Raw genomic sequence first — 18,429 nt, 5'->3', positions numbered from 1 at the left:
CGCCGGCACCCACCCAGGGTGCCGGCGCCCTCGTCCGTCCCCGCGCGTCGTCGGCGCGCACGCCCGCGCATATGGTGAGGTGAACCCGTGGACTGGCAGCTCGTCGCCGACTCGTTCTGGCCGCTCCTGCGCGGCGGCCTGACCGGCACCATCCCGCTCACGCTGATCTCGTTCGCGATCGGGCTCGTGCTGGCGGTCGTCGTGGCGCTCCTGCGCCTCGCGTCGAACCCGGTGGTCTCGTGGATCGGCCGCGCGTACGTGTCGGTCATCCGCGGCACGCCGCTGCTCGTGCAGCTCTTCGTCATCTTCTACGGCCTGCCGTCGCTCGGCATCGTCGTCGACCCGTGGCCGAGCGCCATCATCGCGTTCTCGCTCAACGTCGGCGGCTACGCCGCCGAGGTCATCCGCGCCGCGATCCTGTCGATCCCCAAGGGGCAATGGGAGGCCGGCTACGTCGTCGGGATGTCGCACGCGCGCACGCTGCGCCGCATCGTCCTGCCCCAGGCTGCGCGCGTGTCGGTGCCGCCGCTGTCGAACACCTTCATCTCGCTCGTCAAGGACACCTCGCTCGCGTCGCTCATCCTGGTGACGGAGATGTTCCGCAAGGCGCAGGAGATCGCGTCGTTCACGAGCGAGTTCATGACCCTCTACCTCGAGGCCGCCGCGATCTACTGGGTGTTCTGCACCGTGCTGAGCTTCGGTCAGGACCGGATCGAGAAGAAGCTGGAGCAGTATGTCTGAGCAGCCCCTGCTGACCGCTCGCGGCATCCACAAGTCGTTCGGCGACCACGAGGTCCTGCGCGGCGTCGACCTCGAGGTCCGGCGCGGCGAGGTCGTCGCGCTCATCGGCCCGAGCGGTTCGGGCAAGACGACCATGCTGCGCTCGCTCAACGGCCTCGAGACGCCCGACGGCGGCACGCTCGAGGTCGTGGGCGGCCCGTCGATCGACTTCTCGCGCCCGCTGAGCAAGGCCCAGCGGTTCGCGCTGCGCGACCGGTCCGCCATGGTGTTCCAGCACCACAACCTCTTCCCGCACATGACGGTGCTCCAGAACGTCACCGAGGGGCCCGTGCAGGTGCGCCGGGTGCCGCGGCGCGAGGCCGAGGAGCGCGCGATGGAGCTCCTGCGCCGCGTGGGCCTCGCCGAGAAGCGCGACGCCTACCCGCGCGAGCTGTCCGGCGGGCAGCAGCAGCGCGTCGGCATCGTGCGCGCGCTCGCCCTCAGCCCCGACCTCCTGCTGTTCGACGAGCCGACGTCGGCCCTCGACCCCGAGCTCGTCGGCGAGGTGCTCACCGTCATGAAGGAGCTCGCCGAGGAGGGCTGGACGATGGTCGTGGTGACGCACGAGCTCCAGTTCGCCCGCGCCGTCGCCGACGAGGTGCTCTTTCTCGACGGCGGCGTCGTCGCCGAGCGAGGCGCGCCCGCCGAGCTGTTCACCAACCCGCGTCAGCCGCGCACGCGCCAGTTCCTGCACCGGATCCTGCACCCCCTCGACTGACGTGTCAGAAGACTGGTGGGCCTGAGCCCACCAGCTTTCTGACACGGCGGGCGCGGGCGCGGCCCGTGGCAGACTCCCGGCATGTCGCGCGTCGTCGTGGTCGGGGCCGGAGTCGTGGGGTTGAGCTGCGCGGTACGGCTGCTCGAGGCCGGGCACGACGTCGAGATCCTCGCCCGCGAGCTGCCGGCCCGGACCACGTCCGCGACCGCCGCCGCGCTCTGGTACCCGTACCTCGCGTTCCCGCACGACCGCGTGACCGCGTGGGCCGCCCGCTCCTTCGAGGTCTTCGCCGAGCTGGCCGCCGCCCGCCCGGACGCCGGCGTGCGCCTGCGCGCCGGCACGGAGGTCTTCGCCGAGGCGCCGGCCGACCCGTGGTGGCGCGACGCCGTGCCGGGTCTGCGACGCACGGCCGACGTGCCGCCGTCGTACACCGCGGGGTGGACGTTCACCGCGCCCGTGATCGACATGCCCGTCTACCTCGCGTGGCTCGCGCGGCGCGTCGCGGCGCTGGGCGGGAGCCTCACGCAGACCACGGTCGAGGCGTGGCCCGACGGCGGGACGGTCGTCGACTGCACCGGTCTCGGCGCGCGGGACCTCGCGGGCGACGACGCGGTCGAGCCCGTGCGCGGGCAGGTGCTGTACCTCGAGCAGTGGGGCCTGGAGCGCTGGTGGCTCGACGCCTCCGGCCCGACGTACGTGGTCCCGCGCCTGGACGAGGTCGTGGTCGGCGGCACCGAGCAGCCGGGCGTGCGCGACCTCGACCCGGACACCGCCACGGCGGCGGACATCCTCGAGCGCGCGGCCCGGCTCGTGCCCGAGGTCGCCGACGCCCGGGTGCTGCGCCACGGCGTCGGGCTGCGGCCCGCGCGGCCCGCCGTGCGCGTGGAGCGCGACGCCGCCGACCCGCGCGTCGTGCACTGCTACGGGCACGGCGGGGCCGGCGTCACGCTGAGCTGGGGGTGCGCCGAGGAGGTCGTCGGCCTGGTCGCGCGCTGAGCGTGCCCGCCGGTGTCAGAAAGGTGGTGGGCTCGAGCCCACCGCGCTTCTGACAGCCGCGGGTGAGCAGCGTGGCCGCTCTGCGACCGGACCGGGGCGGCGATAGCCTCGCGTCAGTGTGAGGGTGGATGTGCCGCGGTTGCGGTGGTTGGATCCCTTCACGTCTGGTGCCTGGCTCATAGCCTCGGTGTCGGCCTGTGGCCTGACCTGCATGCGTTTTGCCGGCGCCGGGTGTGAAGGGACCGGCCGGCGTGACTTGATAGGAGCGTGGCGTCGCCCCCACTGAGATGTGTCCGCCGGCCGGTCCGACCGTCCCCGTCACTGATCAGGTGAGAGGAGGCAACCACCATGGTTGTCGTTGTCGGTGCCGATGTCCACAAGCGTTCGCACACGTTCGTCGCGGTCGACCCGGCCGGCCGCCGGCTCGGCCAGCTGACGGTGAAGGCCGATGCCCAGGGTCATGACAAGGCGGTGCGCTGGGCCGAGTCGACGTTCGGGACTGACCTGCGGTGGGGCGTCGAGGACTGCCGGCACCTGTCGGCCCGCCTGGAGCTGGACCTGCTGGACGCCGGGCAGCAGGTGGTGCGGGTGCCGCCGAAGATGATGGCCGAGCAGCGCCGGGTCGCCCGCACCCGGGGCAAGTCGGACCCGATCGACGCCCTGGCCGTGGCCCGTGCGGTGCTGCGCGAGCCCGACCTGCCCGCCGCGTCCCATGACGAGGCGTCGCGGGAGGTCAAGCTGCTGGTCGACCACCGCGAGGACCTGGTGCGGCAGCGCACCGCGATCATCAACCGGCTGCGCTGGCACCTGCACCGGATCGACCCGGCCCTGGACCCGGCGCCCCAGTCGTTGGACCGGGCGTCCACACGGGCCCGGCTGGCGGAGTTCCTCACCGGCATCGAAGGCATCGATGCCCGCCTGGCCCGCGAGCTGCTCGACGACGTCGCCGCGCTCACGGCGCGGGCGGACGCGCTGGCCAAGGAGATTGCCCAGCTGGCTGACCAGCTCGCGCCCGAGCTGCTCGAGCTGCCCGGCTGCGGGCCGCTGACTGCGGCCAAGATCCTCGGCGAGACCGCCGGGATCGGCCGGTTCGCCCACGAGGCCAAGTACGCCATGCACGCCGGCGTCGCGCCGATCCCGGTCTGGTCCGGACGCACCGCCGGCAAGGTCCGCCTCAACAAGTCGGGCAACCGGCAGCTCAATGCGGCCCTGCACCGCATCGCCGTCACCCAGATCCGCCTCGGGGGGCTCGGCAAGGCCTACTACGACAAGCGGCTCGCGGCCGGCGACTCGAAGACCGAAGCCCTGCGCTGCCTCAAACGCCGACTCGCCCGAGTCGTGTTCAACACCCTCAAGAACGCCCAGCAAGCTGCCGCCGCAGCACAGTACGCGACAGCGGCTTGACATAGGAGAAACGCGTGACCCGCCTGGTGCTGGTCCACGGCCGCGACACGGGCGGCCTGGACGCCGACGAGCTCGAGACGCGCTGGCTCGCGTCGCTCAACGCGGGCCTCGCCGCGAGCGGCTCGGAGCTCCGCCTGCACGACGACGACGCGTCGTTCGTGTACTTCGGCGACACGCTTGCGGCGCTCGTCCGCGAGCCCGGCGGGACGCCTCCCCCGATCACGGTCCACGCCCTCGCGCGGCTCGACCTCGCCGAGGCGGAGTTCGCGCTCGCCGTCGCGCACGAGGTGCTCTCCGCCGCGGGCGCACCGCCCGAGGCGATCTCCGTCGTCGTGCACGACGACGGCACGGACGGCCGCCCGTCCGGCGCGCTCGGGGACGCGGTCGCCGCGGCGCTCGCGGCGGCGCTCGCGGCGATCGACCGGTACGTGCCCGGGGTGAGCGGTGCGTTCGTGCTGCTGCTCGCGCACGACGTCCACACCTACCTCCACGACGCGGAAGTCCGGGCCGTCGTCGACGACGGCGTGGCCGCCGCGCTCCCCAGCGACGAGCCGGCGCTGCTCGTGGCGCACTCGTTCGGCTCGGTCGTCGCGTACGAGGTGCTGCGCGCGGCCGGCGCGGCCGAGCCGTGGGACGTCGCCCTGCTGTGCACGCTCGGCTCGCCGCTCGCGATCCGCGCGGTGCTCGACGTGCTGCGCTCGCGAGGCCCGCTGCACTTCCCGCCGACCGTCGGGCGCTGGGTCGCCGTGCGCGACCCCCGCGACCTGCTCACGCTGCACGACCTCGACCCGGCGACCTTCCCGCACGAGTGGTCCGGCTGGGAGATCCAGAACGTGCACGTCGACAACCGCGTGCCGGGGCGGCACGCCGCCACGACCGTCGTCGACGGGCGGCCCGCCGGTTACCTCGCCGAGCCCGCGGTGGCCCGGCTCGTCGCCGACGCGCTCGGGCACTGAGGACCCGGAGTCCGTTGCCCTGACCCACGCACCATGGCTAGCATGGCGAGCGCTGTCAGAAACCGGTTTCCCAGGGGAAGGCAATGAGGCCCGTGGCTACCTCGCACCCCATGTCCCGCAGGTCCGTGCTCGCAGGGCTGGCGAGCGTGCCGCTCGCCGTGACGGTCGCCGGCCCGGCTGCCGCCGACGAGCACCCGGCAGCCGACCGGCTCCGGCGGACGATCTTCATCGCCGGAGACTCCACGGCGGCGCCCAAGAGCGTGGCGAAGGCGCCGGAGACCGGGTGGGGGATGGCCCTGCCGTTCTACCTCGTGAACCGGGTCGGCGTGGCCAACCACGCACGCAACGGCCGGAGCTCGAAGAGCTTCGTCGACGAGGGCCGTCTCGACGCGATCCTGGCCGACATCGCCGAGGGTGACGTGCTCGTGGTGCAGTTCGGGCACAACGACTCGAAGGCCGACGACCCCGCCCGGTACACGGAGCCGTGGTCGACGTACCAGGAGTACCTGACGCGCTACCTGGACGGTGCCCGCGAGCGCGGCGCCGTGCCGGTGCTCGCGACGCCGGCCGAGCGGCGTCGTTTCGACTCCGCGGGCAACGCGTACTCGAGCCACGGCGACTACCCCGAGGCGATGCGTGCTCTCGCTCGCCGCGAGGGCGTGGCGCTCGTCGACGTGCAGCGTGACTCGCTCGCCCTGTGGCAGGAGCTCGGCCCGCAGGAGACCACGCGGTACTTCTTGCACACGGACGACGGACGGGTCGACAACACGCACTTCAACACGCCCGGCGCGGCGGCGGTCGCGCGCATGGTCGTGCGCGGCCTTCTCGAGGAGGGCGTGCTCCGGCCTCGTGACGTGCGGCGTCTCGAGGAGGTCCCGGAGCCCGCGTGGTTCACGTGGCTGCCGCAGGACCCGGCCTAGGCCGAGTCCCTGCCTCGTCTCACCGGCGGCCGAGCTTCGCCTACCGCCCGCGCCAGCCGGGCAGCAGCCGTTCGAGCGCGACGGCGAGGTCGACGGAGTCGCCGTCCTTCCCGCCGGCACCGAGCACGAGCGGCGGCGGCTGGGGCGTGAGGCGCACGCCGCGCACGCGGTCCACGAGGGTGAGCGGCGCGGTGAGCACGTAGAACTCGCCGTCGACGCCGACGCCGGCGGTCCGGTCCTGGCGCAGGTACCACCCGCGCAGCGGCGTCCGGGCGGTGCCGCGCCCGCCGTAACCCTTGACCTGCAGGTCCTCCGGCTCCAGGCCGCGCCCGGCCGCGGCAGCGACGAACTCGCGCAGCATCGCCGACGCCCGCGCGTGCTCGGCGTCCTGCCGCGCGCGCAGCCGCTCGGCCTGCACGCGCGCGGCCTCGGTGCGCTGCTCGGCCCAGTCGTCGCTCACGTCGGCAGTCTCCCACGGGGCCTCGCTCGGCAGCTCCGCACTCGGTCGGCACCTCGAGGGACCGAGCGAGTACGGAGCTGCCGAGCGAACGGGCGAGGGGCCTACAGCGAGCGCTCCGCGTACGCGACGAGCGCGTCACGCACGAACTCGGCCCCCTCCGCGCCCCCGTAGTTCGCGGAGAACCGCGGGTCCGCGACGTACATCTCGGCCAGCCCGACGACGTACTCCTTCGGCGGCCGGCCCTGCTCCGACCCCGGCGTGCCCGGGATCGAGCCGAGCCACTCCGCGTGGCGGGCGGCGAGCCCCTGCGCCTCGTCCGACGTCGGCTCGATGCCAGACGCCGCGGCCGCGGCCCAGTCCTCGGCGAGCGTCTTCGAGCGCTCCATGAAGGCGCGCCGCCCCTCCTCGCCGAGCCCACGCCACCAGGCGTCGGACGTCGCGTAGGCGTCGGCGCCCCAGCGCTCGACCACCTCGTCCTTGTACTGCGTGTGGTCGAAACCGTCCAGCATGTCCTCGGCCATGATCGTGTCTCCTTCCTCCAGTGCGGTCACGGTCCGCTCCACGGACGCGATCTGCCTCGCCAGCCGGTCCTGCTCGGCGCGCAGCTGGTCGAGGTGCCGGCGCAAGGCCGTGGCCTCGTCCGTCTGCTCGTCGAGCACGGTGGCGATGTCGATCAGCGGCATGCCCAGGTCGCGCAGGAGCAGGATGCGCTGCAGACGCCGGATCGCGGCGTCGTCGTAGTAGCGCAGCCGGCCTGCCCCGGTGCCCGACGGCGGCAGCAGGCCGATCTGGTCGTAGTGACGCAGGGTGCGGCTGCTGACGCCGGCGAGGCGGGCGACGTCCTGGATGGAGCGGTTCATGGCACCGACCGTAGAAGTTGACGTTGCGTCAAGCGCAAGGTCGTTCTCAGTGTGCCCGACGGCGGCACCCCAGCCCACCCGCTATACGCTGGCATGCGCGGTGGACGGCAGACCTGGTGGACGGCGCCCCTGAGGCGCAGGCGAGGACGGTCGAGGCATGGACACGGTGCAGCACACGGTGCCGGCGCACCCCGGCTGGTGGGAGCTCCACCACCCGTCGACGGCGCTGCCGCGCGGCGTCCGGATGACCGGGATCACGAGCCGCTCGGCGAGCCCCTGGACGGTCCACGTCGCGCCCTGCCCCAGCATCGGCGTGCTCGTGGACTGCACGACGGGGCCGGTGCGGACGGCCGGGTCGGCCGGGCTCGCGGGGGCCGTCGTCGTCGGCACGCTGCCGGCTCCGACCGCGGTGTCGGGCGACGGCACGGAGGTCCTGGAGCTCGACATCGACCCGATCGCCGCCGCCGGGCTGCTCGGCGTCGCCCCGGCCGAGCTCGGCGGGCCCGTGGTCGACCTCGGCGACGTGTGGGGCTCCAGCGCCGCGGACCTCCGCGAGCGGCTCGTCGCCACGGCCTCGTGGCAGGAGCGGTTCGCCCTCGTGGGCGCGGCGCTGGCGGCTCGGGCGGAGCCTCGCCCCCGCGTCGATCCCGAGGTCGCCGACGCCTGGCACCTGATCGCGGTGCGTCACGGCCGCGTCCGCGTCACCGCCCTCGCCGACCGGTACGGCTGGAGCCGCACACGGTTCTGGCGGAGGTTCACCGACCAGACGGGCGTCACGCCCAAGCGGGCGGCGATGCTCGCGCGGTTCCGCCGTGCCCTGCACGACCTCGAGGCGGGCCTCGACCTCGCGCGCGTCGCGGCCGAGTGCGGGTACGCCGACCAGGCCCACATGAGCCGGGAGTTCCGCTCGTTCTCCGGGCGCAGCCCGAGCGAGATCGCGGGCGACCCCCTGTGGCAGTTCCGCATCGCGGCCACGGCGGCCTGAACGAATCTTCAAGACCGCGCGGCGCGCGACGGGCACGCTCGTCGGCATGACACCGATCGAGCACACCCCGACACGCACCGGACGACCCGCGGTCGTGGCGATGGGCGCCGGCCTGGCGCTCACCGTCGTCGCCGTGGTCGTCCCGTTCCTCGACCGCACGCTGCTCGCGGACCACGTCCGCGCCGGCTACCCCACGTTCAGCGCCGAGCGCATCGACGCCGCGGTCAGCACCTGGCTCGCCGTCCTGACGACGGTCGGCGTGCTGGCCGCGCTCTCCTGGGCGACGGCGATCTGGGCCGTGCGGACCGGCAGGCGATGGGCCCGCCCGTTCGCGACCGCGCTGTTCGTCCTCGGCACCGCCGTCGCGCTCACCCTGCTGCTGATCCGCGACACGTCCGGCGACACCGGGCTGCCGCCGTCACTGGGCTGGCTCGGCACGCTGCCCGCGGTCGCCGGCCTCGTCGCCGTCGGGCTGCTGTGGAGACGCTGAGGTGGACGTCACCGTGCTGCGCGCCGTGAACGGCGAGCTGGCGTCGCTGCTCTCGACGGCGACCCGCGAGGATCTCGGACGCCCCACACCGCACGCGGGGTGGGACCTCGGCGACCTGTGCCTGCACCTGCTCGCGCAGAACGTCGCCCTCGCCGGCGTCGTGTCCGGCGGGGCGATCCCCCGGGCGGACCGGGTCGCGACACTCACGCGGAGCGCCCTCGAGGCCTCGCTCGAGCGCGACGGCGGGGGTCTCGACGTCAGGTACCGGCGCACGGCACGGCTCCTCGAGGACGCGTTCGCCGCCGTCGAGGACCCGACCCGCCGCTGCACGACCGACGGCCACGGGGACGAGCTCGACGTCGCCACCCTCTACGCGATGCACGTCAGCATGGCGGTGATCGACTGCTGCGACGTCGCGCACGCTCTGGGCCGTTCCTACGAGCCGACGTCGGACCTCGCACGGCGGGCGGTCCGGATCGTGCGGTCCCCGCTCGCCGTCGGGTGAGCCGCGGGCCGTGCGAGTGCCCGACGCCGCCCGCAGGATCGTGGGCATGAGGACACGCATCGCGACGCCCGCCCTTGCCCTGGCCCTCGGTCTCACGCTCGCCGCGTGCGGGCAGGGGGACGGGAACGAGGCGACGCCCGGCGAGGGCGACCACCTGGCCGGCAGCCCGGGCGGCAACCGGACGGCGCTCCCCAGCGACGACGCCACGCAGGTCTCGCCCCAGCCCTCGGACGACGCCTCCGCCGCGGGCGGGGGCGACGACGCCACGGCCGCGGCGCTCGCCGCGATCACGGCGGCCGAGGACCAGGCGGGCGGCACCGCGTTCGCCGTCGACGACGCGGACGAGAACGACACGTGGGAGGTCAAGGTCAGGGTCGGCGACGCGTCCCAGGAGGTCGAGGTCGACGCGGACGGCCAGGTCGTCAGCACCGAGGACGGCGACCTCGACGACGGCGACCGCCAGGCCCTCGACGGTGCCCAGGTCACGCTCGCCGAGGCGATCGAGAGCGCGCTTGCCGAGGGGAACGGCACGCTCGACGACGCCGAGCTCGACGACGAGGACGACACGTACTTCTGGGCCGTCACCGTGGACGAGGACGGCGACGACGTCGACTACCGCGTCGACCTCGCCTCGGGCGAGGTCACCCGCGACTGACTCACCCCTCGTCGGGTGGAGGCTCGGCCTCGGCGACGACGACCTCGTGGGACGGCGACGTCGCGACCCACTCCTTGATCGCGGCCCACGACACGGCGGCGATCGGCACGGCGAGCAGCGCGCCGACGAACCCGGCGAGGATCGTGCCGGCCGTGAGGGCCAGCAGCACGGCGAGCGGGTGCAGCGCGAGCACGCGGCCCATGATGACGGGTGCGAGCAGGTCGCCCTCGAGCTGGTTCACGCCGATGATGACGGCGACGACGATGAGCGCGGTCACCGGGCCGTTGGTCACGAGCGCGACCAGCGCCGCGAGGACGCCCGCGAGCACCGCGCCGATGAGCGGGATGAACGCGCCCAGGAACACGACGATGGCCAGCGGCAGCGCGAGCGGGACGCCGAGGATGACGAGCGCGAGACCGATGAAGAACGCGTCGACGAACGCGATGATCGCGGTGCCGCGCACGTACCCGCCGAGCACGTCGACCGACCGGTCGCCGATGCGCAGCGCCCGCTGCCGGGTGTACGGCTGGAGCGGCGTGAGCAGGAACGAGTAGATCTTCCGGCCGTCCTTGAGCAGGAAGAACAGCACCACCAGGCCGAGGAAGAGGCCGGCGACGGCCTCGATCGCCGCCGTGGCGCCCCGGACCGCGCCGGCCTGCACCGCGTCGCTGGTGAGCGCCTGCGTGGCGGCCTGCCGCGCCTGCTCGAGCTGGGCCTCGCTGATGGGGATCGGCCCCTCGGTGGCGAAGCGTTCCAGCTCGTCGAGCCCGCGGCCGGCCTCCTCGACGAGCAGGGGCCACTCGTCGCGGAACTCGCGGCCCACGAGCCAGATGATGAGCGACAGCAGGCCGAGCGCGCCCAGGAGGGTCGTCCACGTGGCGAGCAGCGGCGGCCAGCCGTGCCGCTTGAGGTAGCGCACCACGGGCGCGAGCGCCGCGGCGAGGATCACCGCGATGAGCAGCGGGATGACGAGCAGCTTGAGCCGCATCATCGCGAACACGACGCACGCCGCGAGCGCCAGGAGGATCAGCACCTGCAGCGCGCGGGTCGCGGGCGCGCCCAGGCGGTCGCTCCACAGGCCCGCGCTCCGTCCGGTCCGGGTGGCGATCTTCATCCCGCCAGGTTGGCACCGGTTCGCCCGCCTCGCCGCTGGCGGGGGTTCGACGGCGTTCACCCGCTCCGCGCGTTGACCCGGCGTCGTGCGGGTGCTGGAGTGACGGAATGGCACGCGCGCTGGAGACGGACTACGTCGTGGTGGGCGCCGGGGCGGCCGGGATGGCGTTCGTCGACGCGCTGATCGACCACGACGCCGGAGCGCGCGTGGTGCTCGTCGACCGGCGTCCCGGCGTCGGCGGCCACTGGCTCGACGCGTACCCGTTCGTGCGGCTGCACCAGGCGTCGCAGCTGTACGGGGTGGCGTCGACGCGGCTCGGCGACGGGCGCGTGCAGACCGACGGCCCCGAGGCCGGGCTGCACGAGCGCGCGACCGGCGAGGACGTCCGCCGGTACTACGCGCGCGTGCTCGAGGAGCGGCTCCGCGCGTCGGACCGCGTCGAGTTCTTCCCCGCGCACGAGTACGACGACGGCACGATCCGCTCGCTCACCACGGGCGAGGAGCGCGAGGTGCGGGTCCGGCGTCGCGTCGTCGACGCGAGCTACCTCGCGCCCGACGTCCCGGCCGTCACTCCCCCGCCGTTCGCCGTCGACGACGGTGCGCGCGTCGTGCCCGCCGGCCTGCTGCCGACGCTCGAGGTGAACGGCACGCCCGAGCGGTGGATCGTCGTCGGCTCCGGCAAGACCGCGACCGACACGTGCATCTGGCTGCTCGACCAGGGCGTCGACCCGGACGCGATCGCCTGGGTGCGCCCGCGTGACCCGTGGATGCTCGACCGCGCGGTCATCCAGCCCGACCCGGCCGTGTTCATCGGCATGGCGGCGGACCTCATGGAGTCGGCGGCCGACGCCGTCACGCCCGAAGACCTCATGCTCCACCTCGAGGACCGCGGCATCATGCTGCGCATCGACCGCTCGGTCACCCCGACCATGGCCAAGACGCCCACGCTCGCCCGGTGGGAGCTCGAGCGGCTCCGCACGATCGAGAACGTCGTGCGGCTCGGGCACATCCGCCGCGCGGCGCCCGGCCGGCTCGTGCTCGACGGCGGCGACGTCGTCACGGGACGAGGCTCCGTCGTCGTGCACTGCGCGTCACCGGGCCTGAAGTACCCGCCGCTCGTGCCGATCTGGGGCGAGAGGATCACGCTGCAGCCCACCCGGGCCGGGTTCCCGTGCTTCGGCGCGGCGCTCATCGGGTTCGTCGAGGCGACGCGGGACGACGACGCCGCCAAGAACGCGCTGTGCCCGCCGAGCCCGTACGGCAACTCGACGGCCGGATGGGTGACGATGCAGGTGCTCGGGCACCGTTCCGCCACCGCGTTCGGCGCCGATCGCGAGATCCGCGCGTGGGCGAACAGCACGCTCCTCAACCCCGCGCGGATCGGGCCCGAGCACGCCGGGCGGCAGGATGTGTCCGACGCCGTCGCTCGCTTCAAGCAGCACGCGCCGGCCGGGGTGGCGCGGATGTCGACAATGGTCGGCCTTGCGGCGTGATCACGACGGGCGGCGGATGATGTCGTCGTCGCCCTTCCGCCGCGGCACGAGGTAGAAGCCGTCGGGCGTGTGGGGGTCGTAGAGGACCACCGCGTTGAGCTTGCTGAGCTCGCACCGCCACGACGTGTGGTGGTCGAGCTCGACCGGACGGATGCTGTCGAGCTCGCCCGCACGGATCCGCGCGGCGACACGGAGCATCGACAGGTGGAAGTTGTTGCGGTGCTGCGGGCGGACGTCCCAGGGGATGAGCTTGGCGTGCTCGACGGGGTGCGTGGGCATGGTTCGGCTCCTTCGGTCGTGGAGGAGCCGCGCCACACGGCATCCTCGCGCTTCCAGCCCGGGATCGGGCCGGCCGGTCTTCCTCCCGGGGCACCGTGCGCGAGGAGCGCGGTTGCCGGATCAGCACGCGGAGGCCGTATCGCTGATTACTCGTTGACCTGGCGGGAACGTTAGCGCAGGTAAGAGGGGATGTGCCAGCGGGTGTGCCGCGTGTCGGAGTCAGCCGACGGACCAGGAGCTGTGCACCGCCACGAGCGCCGCACGGTCGCTGATGAACCTCGAGTAGATCTCCTCGAGCCGAGGATCCAAGCCACCGTCACGCCATACCGCGGCGCCGAGGCTCGCGAAGAGTTCGGAGGAAGCCGTGAAGGTGGCCGCGTCCCCGATCGACCACGCGATCGACTGGTGAATCGGGTCCGCAGGATCGAGGGCCGCGACCTCGGCCTCCAGGATCGGAGCGAGATCCGCTTGCTCGCGGAGACCGAGGGTCTCCCACGCGGCGTGCAGCATCTCGTGCGCGGCCGTCGTCACGAGGCCCTCGTAGAGGCGCGGGTCATCCGGCTTCGCAAGGTAGATCACCCCGCGTCCCGTACCGTCGCCGGCGTAACAACCGGCGATCCTGTACTGACCGGTCTCGAGGTCCCGGTCGTCCGGACCGGTCCTCCGGCACAGCTCGGCCACCTGCTCACGGTCGACGATCCTTGGTTCCGTGCCGTAGAAGATGGCTCGACCTTCGTCGGTCATGTACGCCGCGTCCGCGAGGGCGAGGATGTCGGGAGCCAGGGCGCTTCCGTCACTCTGGCCCGTCGCCTCCTCGACGGCGGCGACCCACTCCTGCGGCACCCCAGGCCACCCGGCTCGGCCCCACACCGCCACCGTGATGAGCACCGAGAGGATGGCGATCGTCACGCGCAGGCCCCGGTTGCTTCCCCGGTGCCGTCCTGACGCCAGCTGGGCCGTCGGCCGTTGCTCCCACTCGCGCCACGCCGTCGGAGTCGTCGCACGGCCGGCCGCCTCGTCGATGACCCACTTCGGCACGCGCCCGCTCGGGCTCCGCGGCAGGTCGTCGGGCGGCATCGACACGTTCCGGATCCTAGGAGCGCGACGGCGTCCGAGCGCCTTGCTCTGGGCAATTTCACCCGCCGGCGGGTGTCCTGCTCAGCCGAAAGGGTTGTCCGTGTGCACGGCGACCAAGGCGGAACGGTCGGAGATGAACCGGGCGTACACCTCCTCGAGCTGCGGTTCGAGGCCACCCTCCCGCCCTATCTGGGTCCCGACGTAGGCGAAGAGCTCCGAGGGACGGGCCATCTTGCTGCCGTCGGTGGACCATTCGATCTGCTCGTGAATCGGGTCGTCGGCGCCCAGGTCGGCGACCTCCGCCTCGAGCAGATCGCGAAGCTCGGCACGCTCGCGCACGTCGAGCTGCTCCCACGCCGCGTGCAGCATCTCGTGCGCGGCCGTGGTCACGACGTCGTCGTAGAACGACGGGTGCTCGGGCGCGGCCAGGAAGATCACGCCTCCTCCCCTGCCGTCGCCGACGTAGCAGCCGGCGAGCTCGAACTCCTCGCCTTCGGGGACTGCCTTGACCGGAGTGCCGCGCGGCAGGGGCGTTCTCGCACTCCTCGGCGACGTCCTCGAGGTCGACGACCTCCGGGCTCGCGGCGAGGAAGACTCGACGGCCCTCGTCGGACATGTAGGCGTCGTCGGCCAGGGCGACGACGTCTGGGACGAGCGCGTCGTCAGCCGGGCGGCCGGCGAGCTCCGCCACTCCCGACGCCACCTGCTCCGGGATCCCGGGCCAGCCGGCACGGCCCCACACCGACATCGTCAGCGCGATCAGCAGAACGCCGGCGGTGATGCGCGTGCCGACGTGGCGACGTCTGGACGGGACGTAGTACGGCGGAGGGACCGGAGACTGCTCCCACTCCCGCCACGTCGTCCGGATGGTCGGACGCCCTGCCACCTCGTGGATCACCCACTGCCGCACGCGACCGCTCGGCCTGCGCGCAGGTCGTCAGGCGCTGCCAACATAATGGCATCATAAAGAGCAGACCAGCGCGCCCAAGCGCATTGCTCCGGGCATTTCACCCGCTCGAGCGCACCCACCGCGGGGCAACGCACCACTCGCGGACGGCACATGGAGAGGTATGGCCGTCATCCGAATGCGCCTCGGAGGAGCCGCTGATCCTGGCTCCGGTCGCCCGCACCGGCACGCCGATCAGGCCAGTCGCCCTCCGAGGCTGGCGCTGAACCGGGCGTCATACTCGGCACGTTGTGCCGAGTACATGTCAGGCGGCCGACGCTCGGCATACACCCAGTACCAGAGCGGCAATGGGGTGAAGTTGCCCCGAAGGAAGGCCTCGCCCAGGAGACGCTCAACCGTTTGCTTGGGTATGAGGATACCTCGATTGTTGGTCGTAACGTCGAGATCTTGGAGTGTGTCCCGGCTCAGAAGGTAGACCCCGCCGCGCCTACCAACAGAAATGTCGATCGACCCACCAGTTTCTACAGCAAACTCAAGCGCTCGAAGTTGGGCCGGCTTTACCCTCCGGTTTGTGACAAGAACGTCGATATCGTTCACGGGGATCCCGAGTCGAACCGCCTCCGCGACGTGTAGCCAGATCGCATCGAACGGTAAGACTTTGGCAGCCACGTCATCCGCTCCGGATCCGCGAACTTCTAGGAGGCGCGGCTGGTTTCCCGTCTGCGGCCAGACAACCACCAGCAGGGCCCGACCGTCGAGCACGAATGAAGGGGCGAGATCAGCGACCGACCGACAGCGGAACTCGGTGCCATCCTCCAGCGAGACTTCCACTCCCGCGGCGGGCGCGTTCCCGCCCAGAACGTAGGCAATCGGCTCGTTGAAGGACCACGTCGTCACTCCTTGCTTAGTGGCATCCCATAGAGCCGCAATCACATCAAGTTTCTGACTCACCTTATGGGATATCTCAAGCCCATTGAACTTGTAGTCCCACCCCTTTTGACCCGTCGGCGGCCGAGTCAGGCTGACTGCGGGGCGCGTCTGGCGCAGAAAGTTTCCTAGTGCGTCGAAGAACAGATCCTCTAGGAGTGCCGCTGAATTGAGCCCGTAGTAGTGATCGCGGAACTGGCGTTCGGCCGCCGCGAGCGGAAGCAGGTAGTCGGGACGCGCCAGCATGCTGCGCACGCTCTCCACGAAGTCAGCCTCGGCTGCAGCATCCGGTCCAATCGGCTCAGTCATCGGCACGAATCTTGCCATATAAGCACGATGCGCGGCTCCACCGAGGCCGCCGGAACCGTCAAAAGCCTCGCATAGTTTGGCCAGTCTTCAGCAAAGTCAGGCGCCGTGGCCTGTCCGAACCGCGACGAGCGTGGGATGCGCACCCGCACAGTCGATCCTTCCGGGCGTCAGGACCAGCTCGCCGACGTGGCCGCAGGCTCCGACCCGGGCCCCCGACTGCCCGAGCATCCGCTCCGGACGGACCCGGCATGCGAGACTTGACGACCGCCGCACGACTCCCCCTGGACGGTACTTGCGTTCGTGGGCCAGTTCGGGTTAGCTGTACGTGTGTTCGATCGTCCGACCGAGGGAGCCTCCCCCGTGACCAGCGCCCCATTTAGGTACGTTGACCTCTTTGCGGGCATCGGCGGGTTTCATGCCGTTCTCGACGCGATGGGCGGCGAGTGCGTCTACGCAGTTGAGATCGACGCCGAAGCACGGCGCGTCTATGAGGCCAACTGGGGTCTGAGTGCCCGCGGAAACAACGACAAGGGCGACATAACTCTCGACACTTCGGGCGACGAGGTCAACGTTCCGGAGCATGACGTCCTCGTCGCCGGGTTCCCGTGCCAACCGTTCTCCAAGTCTGGCGCTCAGAAGGGGATGGAAGAAGCTCGCGGAACGCTGTTCTTCGACATCATGAGGGTAGTCGAAGACCGCCGCCCTTCGATCGTCCTTCTGGAGAACGTCCGCAACCTGGCAGGTCCGCGCCATATACACGAGTGGGAAGTCATCATTAAGACCCTGCGGCAGGCTGGCTACCGGGTGAGCCACAAGGCGGCCATATTCTCGCCAGCGATGATCGCACCAGAGTTCGGTGGGCACCCTCAAACTCGCGAGCGCGTCTTTATCGCTGCGACGAGAATCAATCCCGAGCACCGCAGCGATGTCTATCGACAGCGTCGCGCCGCCGGGACGCTCAAGCTGCCCAGTCCGTTCGAGGACGTCGAACCGATTTCGCTCGACCACCTCCGCATGCGCGGTGAGTGGAACCTTCGAAAGCACCTGCCACTCATTGATCGCGAGGACGTGCCCGGGACGAAGGTCGCGGACCACGAATGGAAGTGGATCGAGCACTGGGATCTGTGGCTCCACAAGACGCGCGAAATGCTAGCGGCCGAAGCGGATGCGGCAGGTCGACGTGCACGGGAGATCCCCGGTTTCCCGATCTGGGCTCACGTCTGGACCACGGACGCAAAGAAGCGCAAGCGACTGCTTGATGAAGCCTCGAGTATGGCCTGGAAAGTCAGCCACCTCAACAAGAACTTTGATCTGTTCGATCGATTGTGTGCGTACGACCTCGCCTGGACTGAGGAATGGCTTGCCCAGACGAAGAAGTTCCCGGAGTCGCGGCAAAAGTTTGAGTGGCAGGCGCAAGATGCCCCATCTGTGCACGACTGCGTTATTTCCCTACGCCCGTCAGGTCTTCGGGTCAAGCGCATGACACACTTGCCTGCACTTGTTGCCATCTCCCAGACGCCAATCATCGGCCCCCTGAAGCGTCGGCTGTCCGTAATCGAGGGCGCGCGTCTCCAAGGGCTCCCAGATGGCTTCGACTGGGCGGGCCAGAAGGACGCCGCAACATGGAAGCAACTCGGCAACGGCGTGAACACTGGCGTCGTGGCTCAGGCTCTTGCCGCACAGGTCGAGCGCGATGCGTGGTTGCTCGAGCTGGACGTTCGCGGACAGGCCATTCTGGACGCCGTTCGCAAAACGATGGCCGAGACTGGTGGCGACCTGCGCACGAAGATTCGCGAGGCGATGGAGCGCGGCCAGGCGCGCGCACGTGCAGTGCCCGCCCACTGAGCGGCAGCCGACGTTTCGATTCGAGCCTGCGCCCATAGGGCGACCTGACGTATCACGTCCGTTCTGAACAACGACACAATCGACTAGAGGCTGCCGCGATCCATCGCGTCGAAGTGGTCGGGAGAGAATCCCCGCCTGCGGCGGTCGACTACCCGTGTCACGATGTCCGCGGCACGTGATGGCGGCTCGTGCTCCCAGATGCGTACCACTGCCCACCCAAGGCTTTCGAGCAGACAGTCGGTGTCTCGGTCACGTGCCTGATTTGCGGCTACTTTCGCAGCCCACCAGTCGCTGTTAGATTGCGGACTTGTACCGTGCTCCGGACAGCCGTGCCAGAAGCAGCCGTCCACGAACACCGCGACCTTCAGACGAGTGAAGGCGATGTCAATGGTCCTCCGCCGGTTCCCGGGGACCGGGTATGTGACGCGGTAGCGAAGGCCATCGGCGTGTAGGAGCCGGCGCAAAGCGATCTCGGGCGCCGTATCGCGCCGGCGGGCGACGCTCATCCGGCGGCTTGCGGCGACCGAGGACGCGCCCGGGTGCGCTACCACACCGAACGTCCGGCGGGCGGGTGCTGCGCCAGCGTCTCTGGTCACGGTCACCAGCAGACCATCATGCCATTCCGGCACGCAAGCCTCCCCCAAGCGGTTGGGCACTGCGATGCTTGGTCGGCTCGGCGTTCTGCGCGCGCCAGAAGCAGTTCGGGGAACTCCCACGTCTTGTGGCCGGCATCTCGCAGTCCAAGGACG

At 71.3% G+C, this 18,429-nt stretch carries 20 protein-coding genes and 1 riboswitch; of the genes, 12 read left to right on the top strand and 8 right to left on the bottom strand.

The window, feature by feature from the left end:
• The first annotated feature begins 87 nt into the window (after positions 1 to 87).
• From ISOVA_RS00935 to ISOVA_RS00910, 6 genes are all read left to right on the top strand, one after another.
• Positions 88 to 741 carry an amino acid ABC transporter permease gene (locus ISOVA_RS00935; protein WP_013837391.1) on the top strand — a complete coding sequence of 218 codons (654 nt, stop codon included), beginning with the start codon at positions 88 to 90 and terminating at the stop codon, positions 739 to 741.
• Entirely contained in the window at positions 734 to 1,498 is a 765-nt protein-coding gene (locus tag ISOVA_RS00930) for an amino acid ABC transporter ATP-binding protein (protein ID WP_013837390.1), read from the top strand. Before ISOVA_RS00935 ends, ISOVA_RS00930 begins: the two co-directional genes overlap by 8 nt.
• An 81-nt stretch (positions 1,499 to 1,579) precedes the next feature.
• Complete coding sequence (locus ISOVA_RS00925) at positions 1,580 to 2,494, top strand: FAD-dependent oxidoreductase (protein ID WP_013837389.1); 915 nt, start codon at positions 1,580 to 1,582, stop codon at positions 2,492 to 2,494.
• 348 nt (positions 2,495 to 2,842) lie between these two features.
• Positions 2,843 to 3,898 carry an IS110 family RNA-guided transposase gene (locus ISOVA_RS00920; RefSeq protein ID WP_013837388.1) on the top strand — a complete coding sequence of 352 codons (1,056 nt, stop codon included), beginning with the start codon at positions 2,843 to 2,845 and terminating at the stop codon, positions 3,896 to 3,898.
• Positions 3,899 to 3,912: 14 nt separating this feature from the next.
• Positions 3,913 to 4,854: a hypothetical protein gene (locus ISOVA_RS00915; RefSeq protein ID WP_013837387.1), complete on the top strand. Its 942-nt coding sequence runs from the start codon at positions 3,913 to 3,915 to the stop codon at positions 4,852 to 4,854.
• Positions 4,855 to 4,964: 110 nt separating this feature from the next.
• The gene (locus tag ISOVA_RS00910; protein WP_041294721.1) at positions 4,965 to 5,774 is read left to right on the top strand and encodes a rhamnogalacturonan acetylesterase; all 810 of its coding nucleotides are present in this window, start codon (positions 4,965 to 4,967) and stop codon (positions 5,772 to 5,774) included.
• A gap of 40 nt (positions 5,775 to 5,814) precedes the next feature.
• Here the strand turns inward: ISOVA_RS00910 and ISOVA_RS00905 are convergent, their stop codons facing one another.
• Together ISOVA_RS00905 and ISOVA_RS00900 are read right to left on the bottom strand one after the other, a co-directional pair.
• On the bottom strand, positions 5,815 to 6,234 hold the full coding sequence (locus ISOVA_RS00905) for a hypothetical protein (RefSeq protein WP_013837385.1): 420 nt from the start codon (positions 6,232 to 6,234) through the stop codon (positions 5,815 to 5,817).
• Between the two features lie 101 nt (positions 6,235 to 6,335).
• Positions 6,336 to 7,094 (bottom strand): MerR family transcriptional regulator, encoded by a 759-nt coding sequence (locus tag ISOVA_RS00900; RefSeq protein WP_013837384.1) that lies wholly within the window; start codon positions 7,092 to 7,094, stop codon positions 6,336 to 6,338.
• A 157-nt stretch (positions 7,095 to 7,251) separates the two neighbouring features.
• Between ISOVA_RS00900 and ISOVA_RS00895 the strand changes: the two genes are divergently transcribed.
• The 4 genes from ISOVA_RS00895 to ISOVA_RS16630 are packed head-to-tail and all read left to right on the top strand — an operon-like array spanning position 7,252 to position 9,729.
• On the top strand, positions 7,252 to 8,079 hold the full coding sequence (locus ISOVA_RS00895) for a helix-turn-helix domain-containing protein (protein WP_013837383.1): 828 nt from the start codon (positions 7,252 to 7,254) through the stop codon (positions 8,077 to 8,079).
• A 46-nt stretch (positions 8,080 to 8,125) separates the two neighbouring features.
• On the top strand, positions 8,126 to 8,569 hold the full coding sequence (locus ISOVA_RS16635; RefSeq protein ID WP_013837382.1) for a hypothetical protein: 444 nt from the start codon (positions 8,126 to 8,128) through the stop codon (positions 8,567 to 8,569).
• Between the two features lies 1 nt (position 8,570).
• On the top strand, positions 8,571 to 9,074 hold the full coding sequence (locus ISOVA_RS00885) for a maleylpyruvate isomerase N-terminal domain-containing protein (RefSeq protein WP_013837381.1): 504 nt from the start codon (positions 8,571 to 8,573) through the stop codon (positions 9,072 to 9,074).
• 46 nt (positions 9,075 to 9,120) lie between these two features.
• Positions 9,121 to 9,729 (top strand): PepSY domain-containing protein, encoded by a 609-nt coding sequence (locus ISOVA_RS16630; RefSeq protein ID WP_013837380.1) that lies wholly within the window; start codon positions 9,121 to 9,123, stop codon positions 9,727 to 9,729.
• Position 9,730: 1 nt separating this feature from the next.
• On the opposite strand, the gene ISOVA_RS00875 is transcribed toward ISOVA_RS16630, so the two are convergent.
• Positions 9,731 to 10,843: an AI-2E family transporter gene (locus ISOVA_RS00875; protein WP_013837379.1), complete on the bottom strand. Its 1,113-nt coding sequence runs from the start codon at positions 10,841 to 10,843 to the stop codon at positions 9,731 to 9,733.
• 107 nt (positions 10,844 to 10,950) lie between these two features.
• Here ISOVA_RS00875 and ISOVA_RS00870 point away from each other — a divergent pair, with 107 nt between their 5' ends.
• The gene (locus ISOVA_RS00870) at positions 10,951 to 12,336 is read left to right on the top strand and encodes an NAD(P)-binding protein (RefSeq protein ID WP_013837378.1); all 1,386 of its coding nucleotides are present in this window, start codon (positions 10,951 to 10,953) and stop codon (positions 12,334 to 12,336) included.
• On the opposite strand, the gene ISOVA_RS00865 is transcribed toward ISOVA_RS00870, so the two are convergent.
• From ISOVA_RS00865 to ISOVA_RS00850, 4 genes are all read right to left on the bottom strand, one after another.
• Positions 12,337 to 12,615: a hypothetical protein gene (locus ISOVA_RS00865; RefSeq protein ID WP_049788191.1), complete on the bottom strand. Its 279-nt coding sequence runs from the start codon at positions 12,613 to 12,615 to the stop codon at positions 12,337 to 12,339.
• Between the two features lie 42 nt (positions 12,616 to 12,657).
• Positions 12,658 to 12,774: riboswitch (SAM riboswitch) on the bottom strand.
• Between the two features lie 60 nt (positions 12,775 to 12,834).
• Positions 12,835 to 13,698 carry a hypothetical protein gene (locus ISOVA_RS16290; RefSeq protein ID WP_013837377.1) on the bottom strand — a complete coding sequence of 288 codons (864 nt, stop codon included), beginning with the start codon at positions 13,696 to 13,698 and terminating at the stop codon, positions 12,835 to 12,837.
• Between the two features lie 75 nt (positions 13,699 to 13,773).
• Positions 13,774 to 14,130: a hypothetical protein gene (locus ISOVA_RS00855; protein WP_013837376.1), complete on the bottom strand. Its 357-nt coding sequence runs from the start codon at positions 14,128 to 14,130 to the stop codon at positions 13,774 to 13,776.
• Between the two features lie 703 nt (positions 14,131 to 14,833).
• The gene (locus tag ISOVA_RS00850; RefSeq protein ID WP_143762021.1) at positions 14,834 to 15,835 is read right to left on the bottom strand and encodes a hypothetical protein; all 1,002 of its coding nucleotides are present in this window, start codon (positions 15,833 to 15,835) and stop codon (positions 14,834 to 14,836) included.
• A 360-nt stretch (positions 15,836 to 16,195) separates the two neighbouring features.
• On the opposite strand from ISOVA_RS00850, the gene dcm reads away from it, so the two are divergent.
• Positions 16,196 to 17,680 (top strand): DNA (cytosine-5-)-methyltransferase, encoded by a 1,485-nt coding sequence (gene dcm, locus ISOVA_RS00845; protein ID WP_013837374.1) that lies wholly within the window; start codon positions 16,196 to 16,198, stop codon positions 17,678 to 17,680.
• A gap of 83 nt (positions 17,681 to 17,763) precedes the next feature.
• On the opposite strand, the gene ISOVA_RS15830 is transcribed toward dcm, so the two are convergent.
• Positions 17,764 to 18,186 (bottom strand): very short patch repair endonuclease, encoded by a 423-nt coding sequence (locus ISOVA_RS15830; protein WP_081474890.1) that lies wholly within the window; start codon positions 18,184 to 18,186, stop codon positions 17,764 to 17,766.
• Positions 18,187 to 18,429: the final 243 nt, after the last annotated feature.

It is taken from the genome of Isoptericola variabilis 225, from assembly GCF_000215105.1.
Taxonomy (GTDB): Bacteria; Actinomycetota; Actinomycetes; order Actinomycetales; family Cellulomonadaceae; genus Isoptericola; species Isoptericola variabilis_A.
Note: the sequence above shows the minus strand (reverse complement) of the source record. Positions and strands in the feature narration are given on the sequence as shown.